Origin of the sequence: Streptomyces sp. NRRL S-455 (assembly GCF_000717875.1) — a bacterium.
GTDB lineage: Bacteria > Actinomycetota > Actinomycetes > Streptomycetales > Streptomycetaceae > Streptomyces.
In genome coordinates this window covers 82,072-102,839 of the sequence record NZ_JOCT01000004.1, presented here as the reverse complement: position 1 = coordinate 102,839, position 20,768 = coordinate 82,072, and the positions used below count along the sequence as shown (strand labels likewise).

General features: G+C 72.6%; 14 protein-coding genes. 10 read left to right on the top strand and 4 right to left on the bottom strand.

Translation table 11 applies throughout. The features are described from left to right. Positions 1 to 18 precede the first annotated feature (18 nt). Positions 19 to 2,745 (bottom strand): lysylphosphatidylglycerol synthase domain-containing protein, encoded by a 2,727-nt coding sequence (locus IE97_RS0106060; protein WP_030232413.1) that lies wholly within the window; start codon positions 2,743 to 2,745, stop codon positions 19 to 21. A 186-nt stretch (positions 2,746 to 2,931) separates the two neighbouring features. Here IE97_RS0106060 and IE97_RS0106055 point away from each other — a divergent pair, with 186 nt between their 5' ends. The 5 genes from IE97_RS0106055 to nudC all read left to right on the top strand — a co-directional run bounded on the left by IE97_RS0106055 (position 2,932) and on the right by nudC (position 13,049). Continuing rightward, positions 2,932 to 3,321: an MGMT family protein gene (locus IE97_RS0106055; protein ID WP_030232409.1), complete on the top strand. Its 390-nt coding sequence runs from the start codon at positions 2,932 to 2,934 to the stop codon at positions 3,319 to 3,321. 275 nt (positions 3,322 to 3,596) lie between these two features. Then, entirely contained in the window at positions 3,597 to 6,926 is a 3,330-nt protein-coding gene (locus IE97_RS0106050) for an ATP-dependent helicase (RefSeq protein WP_078603102.1), read from the top strand. A 91-nt stretch (positions 6,927 to 7,017) separates the two neighbouring features. Beyond that, complete coding sequence (locus IE97_RS0106045) at positions 7,018 to 10,545, top strand: ATP-dependent DNA helicase (protein ID WP_030232401.1); 3,528 nt, start codon at positions 7,018 to 7,020, stop codon at positions 10,543 to 10,545. A 2-nt stretch (positions 10,546 to 10,547) separates the two neighbouring features. Further along, entirely contained in the window at positions 10,548 to 11,951 is a 1,404-nt protein-coding gene (locus tag IE97_RS0106040; protein WP_030232398.1) for a dipeptidase, read from the top strand. A 153-nt stretch (positions 11,952 to 12,104) separates the two neighbouring features. Continuing rightward, positions 12,105 to 13,049 (top strand): NAD(+) diphosphatase, encoded by a 945-nt coding sequence (nudC, locus tag IE97_RS0106035; RefSeq protein WP_030232394.1) that lies wholly within the window; start codon positions 12,105 to 12,107, stop codon positions 13,047 to 13,049. A gap of 116 nt (positions 13,050 to 13,165) precedes the next feature. Here nudC and IE97_RS0106030 read toward each other — a convergent pair whose 3' ends face one another. Continuing rightward, positions 13,166 to 13,408, bottom strand: coding sequence for a mycoredoxin (locus tag IE97_RS0106030; protein WP_003992805.1), 243 nt, complete (start codon positions 13,406 to 13,408; stop codon positions 13,166 to 13,168). 184 nt (positions 13,409 to 13,592) lie between these two features. On the opposite strand from IE97_RS0106030, the gene IE97_RS0106025 reads away from it, so the two are divergent. From IE97_RS0106025 to IE97_RS0106010, 4 genes are all read left to right on the top strand, one after another. After that, entirely contained in the window at positions 13,593 to 15,788 is a 2,196-nt protein-coding gene (locus IE97_RS0106025; RefSeq protein WP_030232388.1) for an ATP-dependent DNA helicase UvrD2, read from the top strand. Positions 15,789 to 15,951: 163 nt separating this feature from the next. Further along, the gene (locus IE97_RS0106020) at positions 15,952 to 16,278 is read left to right on the top strand and encodes a hypothetical protein (protein ID WP_030232385.1); all 327 of its coding nucleotides are present in this window, start codon (positions 15,952 to 15,954) and stop codon (positions 16,276 to 16,278) included. 174 nt (positions 16,279 to 16,452) lie between these two features. Then, positions 16,453 to 16,821, top strand: a complete 369-nt coding sequence (locus IE97_RS0106015) for a WhiB family transcriptional regulator (protein WP_030232380.1) — start codon at positions 16,453 to 16,455, stop codon at positions 16,819 to 16,821. After that, a complete protein-coding gene (locus IE97_RS0106010; RefSeq protein ID WP_030232377.1) occupies positions 16,818 to 17,141 on the top strand; it encodes a hypothetical protein in 324 nt (107 codons plus the stop codon). The genes IE97_RS0106015 and IE97_RS0106010 overlap by 4 nt, the downstream gene beginning before the upstream one ends. A 138-nt stretch (positions 17,142 to 17,279) precedes the next feature. Here IE97_RS0106010 and IE97_RS0106005 read toward each other — a convergent pair whose 3' ends face one another. Together IE97_RS0106005 and IE97_RS0106000 are read right to left on the bottom strand one after the other, a co-directional pair. Continuing rightward, positions 17,280 to 18,650, bottom strand: a complete 1,371-nt coding sequence (locus tag IE97_RS0106005) for an ABC1 kinase family protein (protein ID WP_030232374.1) — start codon at positions 18,648 to 18,650, stop codon at positions 17,280 to 17,282. Then, on the bottom strand, positions 18,643 to 19,857 hold the full coding sequence (locus IE97_RS0106000) for a TOMM precursor leader peptide-binding protein (protein ID WP_030232371.1): 1,215 nt from the start codon (positions 19,855 to 19,857) through the stop codon (positions 18,643 to 18,645). Before IE97_RS0106000 ends, IE97_RS0106005 begins: the two co-directional genes overlap by 8 nt. A gap of 271 nt (positions 19,858 to 20,128) precedes the next feature. Between IE97_RS0106000 and IE97_RS0105995 the strand changes: the two genes are divergently transcribed. After that, positions 20,129 to 20,734 carry a M48 family metallopeptidase gene (locus IE97_RS0105995; RefSeq protein WP_030232368.1) on the top strand — a complete coding sequence of 202 codons (606 nt, stop codon included), beginning with the start codon at positions 20,129 to 20,131 and terminating at the stop codon, positions 20,732 to 20,734. Positions 20,735 to 20,768 lie beyond the last annotated feature (34 nt).

Genomic DNA, 20,768 nt, shown 5'->3' with positions numbered 1-20,768 from the left:
GTCCGCGGGCAAGCCCTGTCAGAGGGCCTGCTTGCGAGTCAGCTGGTTGAAGGCCAGCCAGCCCGGCAGCACCGGCAGCCACAGTGTCAGCAGCCGGAACAGCAGCACCGCCGGTGCCGCCACTTCCTTCGGCAGCCCGACGGCGATCAGGCCGACCGTCAGGGTCGCCTCGACCGCGCCCACACCACCGGGCGTCGGCGCGGCGGACCCCAGGGCGTTGCCCGCGAGGAAGACGACGGCGACGCTGGCGAGGCTGATCGAGGTGGACTCGTCGCCGAACGCGCGGATCGACGCGTCCAGGCACATCACGAAGCAGGCGGTGAGCAGCAGCATGCCGCCGATGCCGGTGACCAGCTTCTGCGGCCGCTGCAGCACGTCCAGCATGCGCGGCACGACACCCGCGAACAGCGACCGCACCCGCGTGACGACGAACTTCCGCAGGAACGGCACCGACGTCACCACGAGGACGAGCACCGCCACCGTCAGCAGGCCGGCGATGACCGTCCGGGACGGCGACAGCGACGGCGTCTTCTCGGTGCCGGTCAGATAGCCGAACGCCAGCAGCATCAGGATGTGACAGCCGAGCCCGAACAGCTGCGACGCCCCGACGCTCGCCACCGCGAGCCCCGGCCGCACGCCGGCGCGCTGCAGGAAGCGCGTGTTGAGGGCGACGCCGCCCACCGCCGCCGGGGCCACGATCTTCACGAACGACCCGGCGACCTGCGCCGCCACGGTCCGCAGGAACGGCACCCGCTCGGGCACGAACCCCAGCAGAGCCATCGCCGCCGCGAAGTAGCTGCCCATCGAGAACAGCACCGCCGCGGCGACCCAGCCCCACTCGGCGTTCGCGATGAGCGGTCCGAACTCGATGTGCGTGAGCTGCGTCAGCAGGAAGTACGCGCCGATCGCGCCCGCGATGAAACTGATCAGTGTGCGCGGCCGTACCCGCTCCAGCCGGGCCGGCTCGACCGGTGCCTGCGGCCTGATCAGCAGCACCTCGTGCCGGATCTGCGCGAGCAGGTCCTCCTCGCGAGCCTCTTCCAGAGCCTCGTCGATGGCCCGCTTCTCCGCCCGCTGCTCCGCCCGTACGGCCTTCTTGTCGGGTTTCTCCGGCACGGGCGCGGTGTCGTCGGAGGCCTCCAGGCGGGCCTGCTTGTCCTGGCGCGATGCCTCCAGGACCGCCTCGCGCTCGCGCTGTGCCCGCTCCCGGGCCAGTTTGCGCAGCGTCGCGCGGGTGGAGCGGCTGAGCGCGATGGGCTGGAGCATCGGCAGACAGTCCGCCACCGCGTCGGGGCCTAGTACACCCACCGCCGAGGCGACCGCCCGCTCGGCGCCCACCCGGAGGCCCAGCGTCACCAGCAGCTGTGAGATGTCCATGCGCAGCAGCAAGTCACCGGCCGCGATCTCCCCGACGCGCAGGTCGGTGAGGATCACCGTGCCGGAACGATCCACCAGGATCGCGTCGCCCACCAGCCTGCGGTGCGCGATGCGCCGGGACTGCAGGGCCTTCACCTGGTTCCAGGTGTCGCGCAGCAGGTCGTCGGTGATCTCCTCGTCCGGCACCGTGTCGAGGGTGCGCCCGCCGCTGTGCTCGTAGACGAGCATCACCGCGTCGGGTCCCAGTTCGGAGGTGGCGATCAGCTTGGGTGCGTTGGCACCGGCCGCGATGGCCGCGTACGCCAGCAGCGCCTCCTGCTCCAGGGCCTGCCGCAGCGACTGGAGGCTGCTGCGGGTGGCGAAGCCGCGCAGGGTCAGGTTGCGCCAGGCGCGGTAGAAGAAGCCCTGGGCCTGCTGCTCCCGGTCGACCACCGTCACGTCCAGCGGTGGGCCGTCCTCGAGCGTGACGAAATAGCGGCGGCCCCGGTCGCCGGTGTCCGGGTTGTCCGAGGTGTCCTCGCGGGACGCGCTGACCGGGCGGAAACCGACGGTCCGCAGGCCCGCCATCAGGGTCTGCCCGGTGGGCCGGACATTGGGCGAGCCGACCGCGTACAGCGTGCCGTAGGCCACGGTCCAGCCGATCAGCACGGTGAGGATGATCGAGAAGGGAGTCGTGTACCCGGTGACGAGCATCGAGAAGGCGTCGAGGAGCAGCACGACCCACAGCACCGCGCGCCATCGGGGCCGCCGCGACATGCCGACGGCTGTCATATACGCGATGACCGGCGCCAGATAGCCGTGCACGGGATCGGTCAGGGCGTTGATGTCGCCGGGGGAGGGCTGGGTGAGCGCCTCCTGGATCGAGTCGGGGGCGGCCCGGGCGACCCACAGGTCGGTGGCGAGTGTCACGCCGTGCGCCAGGACGGCCGCGAGCACGCCGTCGGCGATCCGCAGTCCGTCTCGTTTGATCAGCCGCTCGATGGCGAAGGCGACCGGCACCAGCAGGATCGCGATGCTGGAGGCCAGACCCGCGATCTTGATGAGCAGGTCGGGCGCCTGGCCGGTGCCCTTGTTGATGTCCTGCTCGAGGCCGGAGGTGGTGCCGTGCGCGAACGCGGCGATCCCGATCAGCAACGCGACGGCGAGCACACCCACCAGGAGCCGCATCAGGTCGGACGGCCGGTGCACGCGCGCGGCGAGCAGCGGTTCGTCGCCCTCCACCTCGTCGACGTGCGCCGTGTCGGGGGACCCGGTGACCGCCCGGGCTTCCTGTCCGCCCGTCTTCAGGCCGTCGTCCGGGGCGTCCGGGCGCGACGAGGCGTCAGAGGTGCCCTCCGTGTCGTCGGGGTCCGCACCCTGCTGCTTCATCGTCTCTTCTTGGTCTCGTATCACCGGTCACCGCCCGCACGATGGTGGCATGCCGCACCGACACGCGGGGGCATCAGGGTGCACATGCGGGGGCGGACAGTCTGCCCGACGCGCTGCCTCCGGGCGAGGGAAACGCTCCGGAGTGCGCGCGTCCCGTTGTCGGTGGGGTGGGGCAGGATGGGACGGATGAGCGAGGACAGCCCTGAGGGGGGCGGGTGCGAGGACGAGAGCGCGGAAGCCCTGCCCGTGTACGCCGAGCGGGTCCTGGACGTCGCCGAGCGGATTCCGCCGGGTCGGGTCATGACATACGGGGACGTCGCCGAGTGGCTCGAGGAGGGCGGACCGCGGCAGGTCGGCCGTGTGATGGCTCTCTACGGAGGAGCGGTCCCGTGGTGGCGTGTCGTCCGCGCGGACGGCGTCCTGCTCCCGGGGCACGAACAGCGGGCACTCGGCCACTACCGGGAGGAGGGCACGCCCCTGAAGGAGGCGAGCCGGGCCGCCCAGGGCCATCTGCCGCGCCTCGACATGAGACGGGCGCGCTGGGACGGCGGCGGACGCGCGGAGGGTCACACCTGACAGCTTCCGCCATCGGAGGCCCTCTCGTGTGACCCGTGATCCGGACGGGGGAATCGGGGCACACCGACGGCATGACGTACGTTCGTGTGATGAGGGACCTGCGTGCCATGACTGCCGCGAGTGCCACGAGTGACTGGCGGGAAGAAGAGGAAGCCCTGCTTCCGCCTCATTCGTCGGCGTAGCGTCGGCCGCGAGCGTCCCCGTCACCCCGCGGTCACCGCCCGCAACGCGCGGTGGCCCGCCAACCAGCACTTCCACCAGGACCGGCGAACCACGTGAGCTCCTCTTCTTCCACCAGCGACCTGTCGCACCCCCGGGTGCGGCGGGGGAGTCGCGGCGCTTACCGACTGGTGCGTACCCCTCCTGCCCGACCGGACCCCCCTCTTCTGGACGCCTCGCAGCGCTCCGTGGTTGACCACGCGGCCGGTCCGCTTCTCGTCCTCGCCGGCCCGGGCACCGGCAAGACCACCACGCTCGTCGAGTCCGTTGCCGAGCGCATCGCCCGCGGCGGGGACCCCGAGCGTGTCCTGGTGCTCACGTTCAGCCGCAGGGCGGCCGTCGAACTGCGCGACCGCATGGCCCTGCGGACCGGGGCGGCCCGCGCTCCCCGGGCGACCACGTTCCACTCGTTCTGCTACGCCCTGGTCCGCGCCCACCAGGACAGCGACCTCTTCGTCGAGCCGCTGCGGCTGCTGTCCGGCCCCGAGCAGGACGTCTCGGTGCGCGAACTGCTCGCCGGCCAGGCCGGCCTGGAACGGCTCGGACTCGCACACGTCCGCTGGCCGGACGAGCTGCGCGCCTGCCTGACCACGCGCGGTTTCGCCGACGAGGTCCGCGCGGTCCTCGCCCGCACCCGTGAACTCGGCCTCGGCCCCGACGCCCTGGACGCCTTCGCCCGCCGCACGGGACGCCCCGACTGGCGCGCCGCGGCCGCCTTCCTCGCCGAGTACCTCCACGTGCTCGACCTCCAAGGCGTGATCGACTACGCGGAACTCGTCCACCGCGCGGTGCTCCTCGCCGGCCGGCCCGATGTCGCCGCGTGGCTCGCCGCCCGGTACGACGCCGTCTACGTCGACGAGTACCAGGACACCGATCCCGCCCAGGTACGACTGCTGCACGCCCTGGTCGGCGGCGGCCGCACCCTCGTCGCCTTCGGTGACCCCGACCAGTCGATCTACGCGTTCCGCGGCGCGGACGTGAACGGCATTCTGGACTTCCCGCACGCCTTCCCGCGCGCGGACGGCCGCCCGGCCCCCGTGGCGGTACTGCGGACGTCCCGCCGCTCCGGGGCCGCGCTGCTGGCCGCCACCCGCCTGCTGACCCAGCGCATGCCACTGACCCGCCTGCCCGCCGAGAAGGTCCGCGCCCATCGCGAACTCGCCCCCGTCCGGGACGGCGGCCGGGTCGAGGTGTACACGTACCCGACGCCCGGGACAGAGCTGGACAACATCGCCGACATCCTCCGCAGGGCCCACCTGGAGGACGGCGTCCCCTGGAGCGAGATGGCCGTCCTGGTACGCGCCGGCTCCCGCACCGTCCCGGCGGCCCGCCGCGCCCTCACGGCAGCCGGCGTCCCCGTGGACGTGGACGGCGACGACGTGCCGCTGCGCCACGAACCGGCGGTGGCACCGCTGCTGACGGCGCTACGGGCGGTGGCCCTGGCGGAGGCCGCCGGGGCTCCCGAGCGGGACACGGCGTCCGACGGCCCCCCTGACGCGGAGCCGACCGCCTGCTGGCTCGACACCGAGACCGCCCTCACCCTCCTCACCTCCCCGCTCGCCGGCATGGACGCGGCCGACCTGCGCCGCCTCGGCCGCGCCCTGCGGGACGAGGAGCGAGCCGCGGGCAACCCGCTGCCCCCGCCCTCCGACGTCCTGCTCGCCCAGGCCCTCGCCGAACCGGAACGCCTCGCCGTGCACGACCCCACGTACGCGCGGGGCGCCCAGCGCCTGGGCGCGCTGCTGCGCAAGGCCCGTGAGCGCCTGGCGGACGGCGGCACGGCCGAGGAGGCGCTGTGGGACCTGTGGGAGGGCACGCCGTGGCCCACGCGGCTGGAGCGGGCCGCCCGCCGGGGCGGCGCGGCCGGCCGCAACGCCGACCGCGACCTGGACGCCGTCTGTGCGCTGTTCGCGACCGCAGCCCGCGCCGAGGAACGAACCGGCGGCCGGGGCACCCTGAACTTCCTGGCGGAGATCGAGGCCGAGGACATCGCCGCCGACACCCTCACGCGGCGCACCGTACGCCCCGACGCCGTCCGCCTGATGACCGCGCACCGCTCCAAGGGCCTGGAATGGCGCCTCGTGGTCGTCGCGGGCGTCCAGGAGGGCCTGTGGCCGGACCTGCGCCGCCGAGGATCCCTCCTGGAGGCCGACCGCATCGGCCGCGACGGACTCGCCGAACCCCTCACCCCCGGCGCGCTGCTCGCCGAGGAACGCCGCCTGTTCTACGTCGCCGCCACCCGTGCGCGTGAACGTCTCGTCGTCACCGCGGTCAAGGCCCCCGCGGACGACGGCGACCAGCCCTCCCGCTTCCTGACCGAACTCGGCGTCGAACCCCGGGACGTCACGGGACGCCCGCGCCGCCCGCTGTCCGTCGTGGCGCTCGTCGCCGAACTGCGGGCCACCACGGTCGATCCGCGCGTCTCCGACGCACTGCGGGAAGCCGCCGCCCGTCGCCTGGCCCGGCTCGCCGCCCTCGCCGACGAGGACGGCCGCCCCCTGGTGCCGTCCGCACACCCCTACCGCTGGTGGGGCATGTTCGAGCCCACCGAGTCCAAGGTGCCGTTGCGCGACCGGGACCAGCCCGTCGTGCTCTCCGGCAGCGCCCTCGACCAGCTCGCCAACACCTGCGCCCTGCAGTGGTTCCTGGGCCGCGAGGTGAAGGCCGACGCCCCCGCGACCGCCGCACAGGGCTTCGGCAACGTGGTGCACGTCCTCGCCGACGAGGTCGCCTCCGGGCGCACCCCGGCCGACCTCACCGTCCTCATGGAACGACTCGACTCCGTGTGGAACGCCCTCGCCTTCGACGCGCCCTGGAAGTCGGAACAGGAGAAGGCCAACGCGCGCGCGGCGCTCGAACGGTTCCTCCAGTGGCACGTCACGGACCGCACCGGGCGGACCCCGGTGGCCAGCGAGCACGACTTCGACGTCACCCTCGAAGCGGGCGACTACCAGGTGCGCATCCGCGGCCAGATGGACCGCGTCGAGGCGGACGGCGACGGCCGCGCCTACGTCGTCGACTTCAAGACCGGCAAGCAGGCCCCCACCGGCAAGGAGGTGGAGCGCCACCCTCAGCTCGCCGTCTACCAGCTGGCCGTCCGGGAGGGCGCCGTCGACGAGGTCTTCGACGGCGTGCGTCCCGAGCCGGGCGGCGCCGAACTCGTCCACCTCCGACAGGGCGCGGCGAAGCGCGACGGCGGCGACACCCTGCCCAAGGTGCAGGCCCAGGAGCCGCTGGAAGGGGAATGGGTCGGCGAGCTGCTGGCCACCGCCGCGGGCAAGGTCCTCGACGAACGCTTCACGCCGACCGCCGGCCAGCACTGCACGCACTGCGCGTTCCGCGCCTCCTGCAGCGCACGCCAGGAAGGACGCCACGTGGTGGAGTGATCTATCGCACCACCCTCGCTGACCTGCGCTTCCTCCGCCCGACGGCCCGATCCGGCCACCGGTGTCAGTGGCCGCCACTAGCCTCTTCGACGTGCCCGCCCGTATCACCGACCCCGAACAGCTCAAGGAACTCCTCGGCATCCCCTTCACCCCGGAGCAGACGGCCTGCATCACCGCGCCGCCCGCCCCGCAGGTGATCGTCGCCGGAGCCGGTTCCGGCAAGACGACCGTGATGGCGGCACGCGTGGTGTGGCTGGTCGGCACCGGCCAGGTCGCCCCTGAGCAGGTGCTAGGCCTCACCTTCACCAACAAGGCCGCCGCCGAGCTCGCCGAGCGCGTCCGCAAGGCGCTGATCAAGGCCGGCGTCACCGACCCGGACGCCATCGACCCGGACAACCCGCCCGGCGAGCCGGTGATCTCCACCTACCACGCCTTCGCGGGCCGTCTGCTCGCCGACCACGGCCTGCGCATCGGTCTCGAGCCCACGTCCCGGCTGCTCGCCGATGCCACCCGCTTCCAGCTCGCCGCGCGCGTGCTGCGCGAGTCCCCCGGGCCCTACCCGGCCCTGACCCGTTCCTTCCCGGATCTGGTCGGCGACCTCCTCGCCCTCGACGCCGAACTCGCCGAGCACCTCGTACGCCCCGAGACGCTGCGCGCGTACGACGCCGAGCTGCTGCTGACCCTGCGCGACGCCAGGCTCACCAACGCCGACCTGCGCAAGGTCCCCGAGGCGGCCGCCGCCCGCCGCGAACTGGCGGAGCTGGTGACCCGGTACCGGGCCGCCAAGCGCGAGCGGGACCTGCTCGACTTCGGCGACCAGATCGCCCTGTCGGCCCGGCTCGCCCGGGTCCCCGAAGTGGGCCGTCTCCTGCGCGAGGAGTTCCGGGTGGTCCTGCTCGACGAGTACCAGGACACCTCGGTCGCCCAACGCGTCCTCCTGGCGGGCCTGTTCGGCGAGGGCACCGGCCACCCGGTCACCGCCGTCGGCGACCCCTGCCAGGCCATCTACGGCTGGCGCGGCGCCTCCGTCGCCAACCTCGACGACTTCCCCGAGCACTTCGCCCACGCCGACGGCCGCCTCGCGACCCGCCAGGCCCTCAGCGAGAACCGCCGCAGCGGCGGCCGCCTCCTGGACCTCGCCAACGGCCTCGCGGAGCCCCTGCGCGCCCTGCACGCGGGCGTGGAAGCCCTCCGCCCCGCCCCCGGCGCCGAACGCGACGGCCTCGTGCGCTGCGCCCTGCTGCGCACCCACGCCGAGGAGATCGACTGGGCCGCCGACTCCGTCGCCCACCTCGTCCGCACCGGAACGGCCCCCGGCGAGATCGCTGTCCTGTGCCGCACCGCGACCGACTTCGCCGAGATCCAGGGCGCCCTGGTCGCCCGGGACATCCCGGTCGAGGTCGTCGGCCTCTCCGGACTGCTGCACCTGCCCGAGATCGCCGACCTCGTCGCCGTCTGCGAGGTCCTCCAGGACCCCGGCGCCAACGCCTCCCTGGTCCGCCTGCTGACCGGCCCCCGCTGGCGCATCGGCCCGCGCGACCTCGCCCTCCTGGGGCGGCGCGCCCGGCTCCTCGTGTCCCACGCGCGCGTGGAGGGCGACGACGACCCCGACCGCCGCCTCGCCGAGGCCGTCGAGGGCACCGACCCCTCCGAGGTGATCTCCCTCGCCGACGCCCTCGACACGTTCCTGGAGACGCCCCTGGACGGCCACGGGAACGACGACGGACTGCCCTTCTCACCCGAGGCCCGCGTACGCTTCGCCCGCCTCGCCACCGAACTGCGCGAACTGCGCCGCTCCCTGTCCGACCCGCTGATGGACGTCCTGCACCGCGTCCTCGCCGTCACCGGCCTGGAGGTCGAGCTGTCGGCGTCCCCGCACGCCCTGGCCGCCCGCCGCCGCGAGACCCTGTCCAACTTCCTGGACATCGCCGCCTCCTTCGCCGCCGGCGACAACGAGGCGACGCTGCTCGCCTTCCTCGGCTTCCTGCGCACCGCCGCCCAGTACGAGAAGGGCCTCGACAACGCCCTCCCCGGCGGCGAGAACACCGTCAAGGTGCTCACCGCCCACAAGTCCAAGGGCCTGGAATGGGACGTCGTGGTCGTCCCCGGCCTGGTCACCGGCACCTTCCCCAGCAGTCAGGGCCGCGAGAAGTGGACCTCCCAGGGCAAGGTCCTGCCGCACGAACTGCGCGGCGACGCCGCCACCCTCCCCGACGTCGTGTCCTGGGACCCCAGGGGCCTGAAAGCCTTCCACGAGGCCATGAAGGAGCACCAGCACACCGAGGAACTCCGCCTCGGCTACGTCACCTTCACCCGCCCCCGCTCCCTCCTCCTCGGCTCCGGCCACTGGTGGGGCCCCACCCAGAAGAAACGCCGAGGCCCGTCCGCGTTCCTCCAGGCCCTCTACGAACACTGCGAGGCCGGGTACGGCGAGATCGAGGCCTGGGCGGACGAACCCGCCGACGACGAGGAGAACCCGGCCCTGCACCAGGCCACCGCCGACCAGGTGTGGCCCCTGCCCCTGGACGAGGCGGCCCTGGCCCGCCGCCGCGCGGCAGCCGAAACCGTCCTGGCACACCTGGAGGACCTCGCCACCCACGAGGACGGGCACACCGCGGCCGTGCACGACCCGGACGTCTTCGACGACCCGGAATGGCCCCCGCCACCCGAGGACGACGAGCCCGCGTACCACGAACCGGACCCGTTCGACGAGGATCCCTTCGACGACGCCTTCAGCGACGCCCCCTTCGACGAGCACCCCCTCGGAGAAGCCCCGGCGGACCGGAAGGCCCGGCCCGCGGACCGCCCGGCCATTCCCCACCAGGCGGCCCCACCGCAGCCCGCACACCCGAGTGACCACCCACGCCTCACCCCGGAAGAGACCCGCACCATCGCCTCCTGGGACCGTGACCTCGAGGCCCTCACCGGAGAGCTCCAGCGCGCCCGCGACAACATCACGGAAGTCCGCCTCCCGGCCTCGCTCACGGCATCCCAGCTGCTGCGCCTGGCCGCCGACCCGGACGGCCTCGCGCAGGAGCTGGCACGCCCCATGCCCCGCCCGCCCCAGCCCGCCGCACGCCGCGGCACCCGCTTCCACGCCTGGGTCGAGGCCCGCTTCGAAGAACTCACGCTGCCCATGCTCGAGCCCGAGGAACTGCCCGGCAGCGAAGCCGAGATCGCCGACGAGCGGGACCTGGAAGCACTCAAGGCCGCCTTCGAGCGCACCGAGTACGCGCACCGCACGCCCTACCGCGTGGAGGCCCCCTTCCAGTTCCCCATCGCCGGCCGCGTCGTCCGGGGCCGCATCGACGCCGTCTACAAGGAGGGCGACGGGGAGGACGCCAGGTACGAGATCGTCGACTGGAAGACCAACCGCTCCCGCACCGCCGACCCGCTCCAGCTCGCCGTCTACCGCCTGGCGTGGGCCGAGCAGCAGGGCGTGCCCCCGGAGTCGGTCACCGCCGCGTTCCTGTACGTGCGCAGCGGGGAGGTCGTACACCCCGTCGACCTGCCGGACCGCGCCGCCCTGGAGCGGCTGCTCCTGGAGGAGCCGTCCGCGGCGGAGGCCGGTGACGAACCGCACGTTCGAGGACGTCAGTGCGGGCCGATAGGCTCGTGACCATGAGCCAGACCCCGGACAGCGTCGTCCGTACGTACATCCAGCAGCATCGCGCCGCCTTCCTCGACGACCTCGCCGCATGGCTGCGCATCCCGTCGGTCTCGGCCCAGCCGGACCACGCGCCCGACGTACGACGCAGCGCCGACTGGCTCGCCGCCGAACTGAAGGAGACCGGGTTCCCGACGGCAGAGGTCTGGCAGACCCCGGGCGCGCCCGCCGTCTACGCCGAGTGGCCCTCCGACGACCCGCAGGCGCCCACCGTGCTCGTCTACGGCCACCACGACGTGCAGCCCGCCGCCCGGGAGGACGGCTGGGACAGCGAGCCCTTCGAGCCCGTGGTGCGCGGGAACCGCCTCTACGCGCGCGGGGCGGCCGACGACAAGGGCCAGGTCTTCCTCCACACCCTCGGCGTCCGCGCCCACCTCGCCGCCACCGGCCGCAGCACTCCGGCCGTGCACCTCAAGCTGCTGATCGAGGGCGAGGAGGAGTCCGGCTCACCGCACTTCCGGACGCTGGTCGAGCAGCACGCCGAGCGGCTCACCGCCGACGCCGTGATCGTCTCCGACACCGGCATGTGGTCCGAGGACACCCCCACGGTGTGCACGGGCATGCGAGGCCTCGCCGAGTGCGAGATACGCCTGTACGGCCCCGACCAGGACATCCACTCCGGCTCCTTCGGCGGCGCGGTCCCCAACCCGGCGACCGCCGCGGCCCGCCTGGTCGCCGCCCTCCACGACGAGCACGCGCGCGTGGCGATCCCGGGCTTCTACGACGGCGTGATCGAACTCAGCGACCGCGAGCGCGAACTCTTCGCCGAACTCCCCTTCGACGAGCCGCGATGGCTGCGCGCGGCCAAGTCCCACGCCACCCACGGAGAGGCCGGCTACACCACCCTCGAACGCGTCTGGGCCCGCCCCACCGCGGAGGTCAACGGCATCGGCGGCGGCTACCAGGGCCCCGGCAGCAAGACGATCGTCCCGTCCTCCGCGATGGTGAAGCTGTCCTTCCGGCTGGTGGCGGGCCAGGACGCCGACCACGTGGAGAAGGCCGTCCGCGTCTGGGCCGAGCAACAGGTACCCGCCGGGATCCGCTCCGAGATCACCTTCAGCGGCGCCACGCGCCCGTGCCTCACACCGCTGGACCACCCGGCCCTCCAGTCGGTGGTCCGCGCCATGGGCCGGGCCTTCGAGAAACCGGTCCGCTTCACCCGCGAGGGCGGCTCCGGACCGGCGGCGGACCTCCAGGACGTCCTCGGAGCGCCGGTCCTCTTCCTCGGCATCTCCGTCCCGTCGGACGGCTGGCACGCCCCGAACGAGAAAGTGGAACTCGACCTCCTCCTGAAAGGCGTCGAGACCACCGCGTACCTCTGGGGCGACCTCGCCGAACACTGCCGTCATGCGCCCTGAGCGCACCGAGCCGTCCGGACCGGCAGCGCGCGGGGCACACTGGGGGGACCGCCCCGCACCGCCGACCACCACCGGAACCGGTCACCTCCCGCCGTACGTCCCGCTGATCAGCCCGCCGAACCCGACCGTCCCACCGGGGAGTTGGAAGCACCCGTGACCACCTGGACCGACCACAACGCCGACCGACCCATCTCGCTCACCGCCCCGAGCGGCATCGACCGGGCCGCCCACCACCGGCTCGACGAGGCCTGGCTCGCGGCGGCATGGAGCCACCCCACCACGCGCTGCTTCGTGGTCTCCGGCGGCCAGGTCCTCATCGACGAGACGGCGGACGGGCGTACCGAACTCGTCATGACCGCCTCCTTCGAGGCTCCCCTCACCGAGGCGCACCGCTACTTCCTCGGCACAGACGAGGACGGCGTCAGCTACTTCGCCCTGCAGAAGGACTCCCTGCCCGGGCGCATCGACCAGTCCGCGCGCCCGGCGGGCCTGCGCGAGGCGGGGCTGCTGCTGTCGGCCCGTGACGTGGGCCTGATGGTGCACGCCGTCGGCCTGGAGAACTGGCAGCGCACGCACCGCTTCTGCTCCCGCTGCGGCGAACGCACGGTCATCGCCGCGGCCGGCCACATCCGCCGCTGCCCGGCCTGCGGCGCGGAGCACTACCCGCGCACCGACCCCGCCGTGATCATGGCCGTGACCGACGAGGAGGACCGCATCCTGCTCGGCCGCCAGGTCCACTGGCCCGAGGGCCGCTTCTCGACGCTCGCCGGTTTCGTCGAGCCCGGCGAGTCCATCGAGCAGTCGGTGCGCCGCGAGGTCCACGAGGAGGTCGGCGTCACGGTCGGCCAGGTCGAGTACGTCGCCAGCCAGCCCTGGCCGTTCCCGTCCAGCCTCATGCTGGGCTTCATGGCCCGCGCCACCTCGACGGAGATCGAGGTCGACGGCGACGAGATCCACGAGGCCCGCTGGTTCTCCCGCGACGAGCTGCGCGCCGCCTTCGAGTCCGGCGAGGTGCTCCCGCCCTACGGGATCTCCATCGCGGCCCGCCTGATCGAGCTCTGGTACGGCAAGCCGCTTCCGACGAGAAGCGTCGCCTGACGGTCGGCCACCCCCGTGGCCGGCCCGGGGGGAGGTCCGACGCCGTGGGGCACATCACACGAAGGCGGCTCCTGAGCTGCCTCAGGAGCCGCCTTCCCCGCACCACCGCGCGGCGACTACGCGCCGATCTTCTGCTTCACCTGAGCCAGCGACGGGTTGGTGAGGGTCGAGCCGTCCGGGAACAGGACGGTGGGCACCGTCTGGTTTCCGCCATTCGCCTTCTCCACGAACGCGGCGGACTCCGGGTCCTGCTCGATGTTGATCTCGGTGTACGCGATGCCCTCGCGGTCCATCTGGCTCTTCAGCCGGCGGCAGTAGCCGCACCACGTGGTGCTGTACATCGTCACAGTGCCCAGCATGTCTCTGAGGCTCCTTCAACGGCTCGGGGACGGTTGGTCGCCTTCGTGGAACGTATGTGAAAGGTCCACCATTCCCCGCTCGCGTACCCCGTTGGGCGTGACGCCTGCCGCATCAGTACGACTATCAGTGCCCGCCTGTGGACAACCGGCACAGCCGTTTCGCGCGACCTGGCAGCATGGCCATGTGACAGCAGCAACGCACTCCACCCTGTTCCCGCAGGTACCGGACTCCGCCGACGCGGTGCTCGAGGGGCTCGACCCCGAGCAGCGCGAGGTGGCGACCGCCCTGAACGGCCCGGTGTGCGTCCTGGCGGGCGCCGGCACGGGCAAGACCCGGGCGATCACCCACCGCATCGCCTACGGGGTGCGCGCCGGCATTCTCCAGCCCTCCAGCGTGCTCGCCGTCACCTTCACCAACCGTGCCGCCGGCGAGATGCGGGGCAGGCTGCGCCAGCTCGGGGCGGCCGGCGTCCAGGCGCGTACGTTCCACTCCGCGGCCCTGCGCCAGCTCCAGTACTTCTGGCCGAAAGCGATCGGCGGCTCCATGCCCCGGCTCGTCGACCGCAAGGTCCAGCTCGTCGCCGACGCGGCCGCGGCCTGTCGCATCCGGCTCGACCGGGGCGAGCTGCGGGACGTCACCGCCGAGATCGAGTGGTCCAAGGTCACCCAGACCGTCCCCGCCGACTACGCGGCCGCCGCCGCCAAGGCCGGCCGTGAGACCCCCCGCGACCCCGCCGAGATCGCCCAGCTCTACGCCGCCTACGAGGACGTCAAGCGTGAGCGGTCCGTCATCGACTTCGAGGACGTGCTGCTGCTGACCGTGGCCGTCCTCCAGGACCGGCACGACATCGCCGAGCAGGTCCGTGCCCAGTACCAGCACTTCGTGGTCGACGAGTACCAGGACGTGAGCCCTCTCCAGCAGCGCCTGCTGGAGCTGTGGCTGGGCGAGCGGGACAACCTGTGCGTGGTCGGCGACGCCAGCCAGACGATCTACTCGTTCACCGGAGCCACCCCGGACCACCTGCTCGATTTCCGGACCCGGCATCCCGGGGCCACCGTCGTCAAACTGGTCCGCGACTACCGCTCCACCCCACAGGTCGTGCACCTCGCCAACGGTCTGCTCGCCCAGGCCAGGGGCCGGGCCGCCGACCACCGCCTGGAGCTCGTCTCCCAGCGCGCCCCCGGGCCCGAACCGCTCTACACGGAGTACACCGACGAGCCCGCCGAGGCCGAGGGCGCGGCCCGCCGCATCCGCGAGCTCATCGACTCGGGCGTTCCGGCGGCCGAGATCGCCGTCCTGTTCCGCACGAACGCGCAGTCCGAGACCTATGAACAGGCCCTCGCCGACGCCGGGGTGCCCTACCAGCTGCGCGGCGCCGAGCGGTTCTTCGACCGTCCCGAGGTGCGCAAGGCGGGAGTCGCCCTGCGCGGCGCGGCCCGCTTCGGCGGCAACGACTCACTCCTGGACGACGCCGTCGACCTGCCCTCCCAGGTGCGTGCCGTGCTGTCGGGAGAGGGCTGGACGCCGCGGCCCCCGGCCGGCTCCGGAGCCGTGCGTGAGCGCTGGGAGTCCCTGGCCGCCCTGGTGAACCTCGCACAGGACTTCGCCGCCGCGCACCCCGGTGCCACCCTGGCCCACCTCGTCGCCGAGCTCGACGAACGGGCGAACGCCCAGCACGCCCCCACCGTGCAGGGCGTCACCCTGGCCTCCCTGCACTCCGCCAAGGGCCTGGAGTGGGACGTCGTCTTCCTGGTGGGCGTCGCCGAGGGCATGATGCCGATCTCCTATGCCAGGACCGACGAACAGGTCGAGGAGGAGCGCCGCCTGCTGTACGTCGGTGTGACCCGCGCCCGGGAACGCCTCCATGTCTCCTGGTCCCTCTCCCGTTCCCCCGGCGGCCGGCCCAACCGCCGCCCCAGCCGCTTCCTCGATGGACTGCGCCCCGGTTCGACGGCTACCGCGGGCCGCCCCACCGCCGGCGGAGCGGGCGGAATCGAGCGCGGAATCCCCGGAAGCAGGGATTCCGCCCCGAGAAGGGTCCAGCGCGTCCCCGCCCGCTGCCGGGTCTGCGGCCGCACCCTCACCGACGCGGGCGAGATGAAGCTGATGCGGTGCGACGACTGCCCCTCCGACATGAACGAGGGCCTTTACGAGCGCCTGCGCGAGTGGCGCGCCGACCAGGCGCGAAGCAGTGGTCAGCCCGCCTTTTGCGTCTTCACCGACAGGACGCTGATGGCGATCGCCGAGACCGCGCCCGAGGGCGAGCACGAGCTGGCGCGCATCCCGGGCGTCGGCATGCGCAAGCTCACCCGCTACGGGGCCGACGTACTGGCCATCTGTGCAGGCCAATACGGCGAAAGGGGCACCGGTCAGGCCTGACGCGAACTCGTCGAAAAAATAGTTTGCGCATGCCCCGGCAATCCCCATAGGTTCTTAGGCACGAGAGCAGCGGCCTTCTCGGAGGCCCTGATTCCGTGCTGTACTTCATATCCGTCGGACTGGTTCACCCGGTCCCCCGAGACGCCGAGAGGAGGCGAGTCCAGTGATCAGCATCAACACCGGCTTCATCAGCACCGTGAAAATGACCGATCGCTCGGCCGTCTCCGCGTGCATGCTCGGCGTTTCCAACCTGGGCACCGGTCTGTCCGGCATTCGTGCCGCGCGTCCGGCGTCCTCCTTCCTTGCTCCCGCGGGCCTTCCTGTCCGCGAGCGCAATGAGCGACCGACCGAGGCACTGGAAGCGGCAGTAGCGGCACAGGCGCAGGCCTATGCCTTTACGGCGACCGGTGCCGGATTCCGGAAGCAGACGACGCAGCACCACCTGATGTGGGCCTTCCGTGGGCCAGAACCCTGGAGTGATCCAGCCTGATCGCCGATCAGGCCGGCGCCTTCAGGGCCGCGGAACCCCATCCGGGATCCGCGGCCCTTCTGTTTGTCCCCGACCAGGGACGACGGACCGAAGGAGCCTCGGGACAAGAAAAGAACCCGGTACCAGCCGCCCCCCGGCCAACAGGCCGGAACGACCAGACGAGGAAGACGAACCGTGCAACTCGAAGCGCACGCCCCGTCCGTACCGCCTTCGCAAAAGATCCCCAAGCCCTGCTCCACGGAGGACTCCGCCTTGACCCCGCTCACCGCGCTCACCGCGCTCGACGACGCCATCGAGAGCCTCGGCGTACCCGTCCCCTGCCGCTCCTACGACCCGGAGGTCTTCTTCGCCGAGTCGCCGGCCGACGTCGAGTACGCCAAGTCCCTCTGCCGCACCTGCCCGCTGATCGAGGCCTGCCTCGCCGGCGCCAAGGAGCGGCGTGAGCCCTGGGGCGTCTGGGGTGGCGAGCTGTTCGTGCAGGGTGTCGTCGTCGCCCGGAAGCGGCCGCGTGGCCGCCCGCGCAAGAACCCGGTCACAGCATGAACACCGCAGGAACGATCGACCGCCCCGTCACGCACGACCCCCAGAAGCAGGCCCCGATGAAGCCGTCCACTTACGAGCCCGCGGGCTCCGCGACCCCAGACGTCACCACCTCCGGCGCGACGGACTCGCGTCAGAACAGGACCCGAGAGATGCAACTCATCCCAGAAGCCATGGCACGTGCGCATATGCGCGAGCGACTGCACGAAGCGGAGCGGGAACGCCAGGCCGTGCGCCTGGTGGCCGCCCGCCGGATGCAGCGTAGGGCGGAGCGCGCCTCACGGCGTGCCCGCCGGGCGCTCGCCATGGCGGTCATGCAGTAACCGACCTCACTTGCGGCGATGGCTTCCCGAGCCCGGGAAGCCGCGCTCTCCCCGCGGGGGCCGGTCCGTGCCGAACGGACCGGCCCCCGCGGTGCGTCGTGCCGCGCGACCGCCGGGCGCGGAGGCCCCGGAGACGGCTCACGCCTCCTCCGCGGACTCCTCACCGTCCGTCGGGCCCTCCAGGACGAAACCCGGCAGCCACTCCTCCAACTCCTCACGCAGACGCACCGTGGCCCCCAACTGGCACAGCACACCGATCGTGCTCAAGGTCACCCGGTGGATCAGCAGATACGACGGTGGCAGGTTGAGCTGCTTGCCGAGCTGGTAGGCGGGGGAGCGGGGGTCGGCGATCCGGGCCGCCTGACTGCGCATCCAGCCCCGGGTGAAGGTGAACTCCCCGACCTGGGCCGGTTCGATGATCGGCAGCAGGTAGTCGAGCACCGCGTCGGGGTCCAGCTCTATGGTTTCCCTCACGAACCCCTCCGCGCACAGGAGCGCGTAGACCGCGTCGGCCTCCCCGTCGAGGGTCATGCGCAGGGACTCGCCGATCGTGGCCGGCAGACCGCCGGGGAGCCGGTCGACGGTGCCGAAGTCCAGGACACCCAGGCGCCAGTCGTCCTCACCGTCCGGGCCGCCGGGCAGCAACCGGAAGTTGCCCGGGTGCGGATCGGCGTGGAGCAGGCCGGTGCGGGCAGGGCCGGAGAACAGGAAGCGGGCCAGGAGCTGGCCGGCCCGGTCGCGCTGCTCCTGGGAACCGTCCGTGATGATCTCCGAGAGCGGGATGCCGTCGATCCACTCGGTGATCAGGACCTGGTCGGACTGGTGGACCACCTGCGGCACGACCACGTCCGGGTCGTCCGTGAACTCCTCCGCGTGGGCCTGCTGAGCCTGGGCCTCCAGGCCGTAGTCCAGCTCCTCGGAGACGCGGTCCTTCAGCTCCGCGATCAGCGGCTTGATGTCCATGCCGGGGACCAGCGGACCGAGCAGGCGGGAGAAGCGGCTCAGCTGGTTCAGATCGGACAGCAGGGCCTCGCCCGCGCCCGGGTACTGGACCTTCACCGCCACCTCGCGGCCGTCGTGCCACACCCCTCGGTGCACCTGGCCGATGGAGGCCGCCGCGGCCGGCTTGTCCTCGAACTCGAGGAACATCTCCTGCCAGCCTTCGCCGAGCCGCTCCTCCAGCACCGCGTGCACCGTGCGCGTCGGCATGGGCGGCGCCGCTTCCTGGAGCTTGGTCAGCGCGGCCCGGTAGGGGCCGGCCACCTCCTCCGGCAGCGCCGACTCGAAGACCGACAGGGCCTGGCCGAACTTCATCGCTCCGCCCTTGAGCTCGCCCAGCACCTTGAACAGCTGGTCTGCCGTGCGCTGTTGGAGCTCGCGGCCGACGAGCTCCGCGGACTCGCCGACGATCCGCTTGCCGAATCCCCAGGTCGCCCGCCCGGCGATGCCGAGCGGGAGCGCGGCGAGCTTGGCGGTCCGGGTGACCGCCTTCCGGGGAAGATCAGACATGCGCCCTCCAAGTCCCAGCCGGCCGCTTCGCGGCTGCCTCACGGCACTGCTCCGACGACCGTTGCACCGCCATTGTCTCGTGCGGCTCCCCGTCCATGGAGGGGTGCTCCCCATTTCCTCTCTCCGCCGCGGCGCACGGGCATGCCGGGTGCGCCCAGACCGGCCTGGCATGCCAGTGGAGCGTGGGCAGGGAGACCTCCCAGCGTGCCCCGGCAGTCGACGGAACCCGGCCGTCGAGGAAGGCGAGCGCGTGGGCGGCCGCCAGTGCGGACACGGTCGTGGCCAGTGCCAGGTCGCAGGGCCGCACCTGCCGTTGCCTGCCGGAGCGCCACTGGGCGACCAGCCGCGGCCAGGTGGGGTCCCGGTCGGTGCGGCTCTCGTGCAGACACCCCGCGCAGCCCGTCTCCCCGGGCAGGACGAGTGGGCCGACCACACCGGTTCCCTCCACGACGCCGGCGTACAGATGCGGCGTCCCGGATGACATCAGGGGCTCGGCGGCGGCCGGGTCCGGCGCGTGTACCGCGACATCGTCCCGCGGCGCGACGATCACCAGGGAGAAGCCCGGGTCGCCTTCCTCCGGGGGCGGATGTGCTGCCGAGCGGCGCCGTGGCCGGCCCGGGGCCGCCCGGCGTACGGCGCGGCGGGCCGATTCGTCCCTGCGGTCGCCGACGGCCTCCGCCGGCAGCCCGCCCGGGGCGACGTCCCACGGTTCCACTCTGCCACCGTCGAGCACATCCACCTCGCCCACGCCGGCCCCCGCCAGCAGCGAGGCCAGGACGGCACCCACGCGGCCCGCACCCCGCACCCGCACGCGCTGCGAGCGCCGGGCGGCCAGCTGCCTGATCGCGTCGCCGGGCTCGGTGGTCGTCAGGGACAGGGTGGCCAGGTCGGGCCCGAGCCGGTCCAGGACTTCCTTCTTCTTCCGCAGAGCGTCGGCGGCCGGCCCGCCGCCCCGTGCGTCGTCGAGGAGCCCGGCCCGCGCGAGCCGCCGTACCAGTCCGTCGACGTGGCCGTCCGGCAGATCCATCCTGCGCCCCTCCTCGCGCAGCAGCTCCATGCCCCGCGTGCCGTTCAGCAGGTCGAGGAAACTGCCCGATGCCAGGTCCATCGGGCCGAGCGTCATCGCATGCGCCGGTGTCATCCCGAACTGCACGGTGTTGAGGTCGCGCCAGCCGCGCTTGAGCGCGGGTTTCACCAGCGGATGCATGACAGTCCCCCCGTATGTCGCAGATCGTCCCCGTACGCCGGTCGAGCGTGGGCGCAGCCCGAGAGTGGCCGCGGGCCCGGCCTCCGGTCACGGACCGAATCGCCCATCGCTTCGCCGACGACAGCCAGCATGACCGAACGTGTCGTCGCCTGCAGAAAGTTGTCCACAGACGCGGGAATTCGTCGTACAAATCCGGCGGCCAGTGCAGGGCAGCGGCAGCGAACCGTCCCGGAGTCGGGACTTCCCCGGGTGCAGCGGGTAACGTCGGGGCGTGCCCGCCGACCCCCTGCACCGCGCCGGAAGACCACAGCGCAGCACGAGCCAGCCGCCGAGCGGCTCGCGGGCGAGCGCGATCGAGGTCCGCCGGAGTGCCCGCCGACGCAGAACGGTCTCCGCGTACCGCGAGGGCGATCGCACCGTGGTACTCATCCCCGCCCGGATGTCCGAGGCGGAGGAGCAGCGCTGGGTGAACGTCATGCTCGACAAGCTGGCCGCCCAGGAGAGCAAGCGGACCCTCGGCGACGCCGAGCTGGCCGAGCGGGCCCGGCGTCTCTCGGACCAGTACCTCGACGGGCGCGCCCGGCCCACTTCGGTGCGCTGGGTGACCAACCAGAACACGCGCTGGGGATCCTGCACCCCGTCCGAGGGCAGCATCCGCCTGTCGCACCGTCTCCAGGGCATGCCCGAGTACGTCGTCGACTACGTCCTCGTCCACGAACTGGCCCATCTGCTCGTTCCCGGGCACGGCCCCCGTTTCTGGGAGCTGCTGGGTGCCTATCCCCGCACGGAACGGGCCCGGGGCTACCTCGAAGGCGTCGTCGCCGCCGAGCGGTTGCCCCACGTGCCCGGTGCGCGGGGTGAGCGCCCGGCGGAGTGAGCGTCCGGGGTGAGTGACCGCTTCCCCCCGGCGA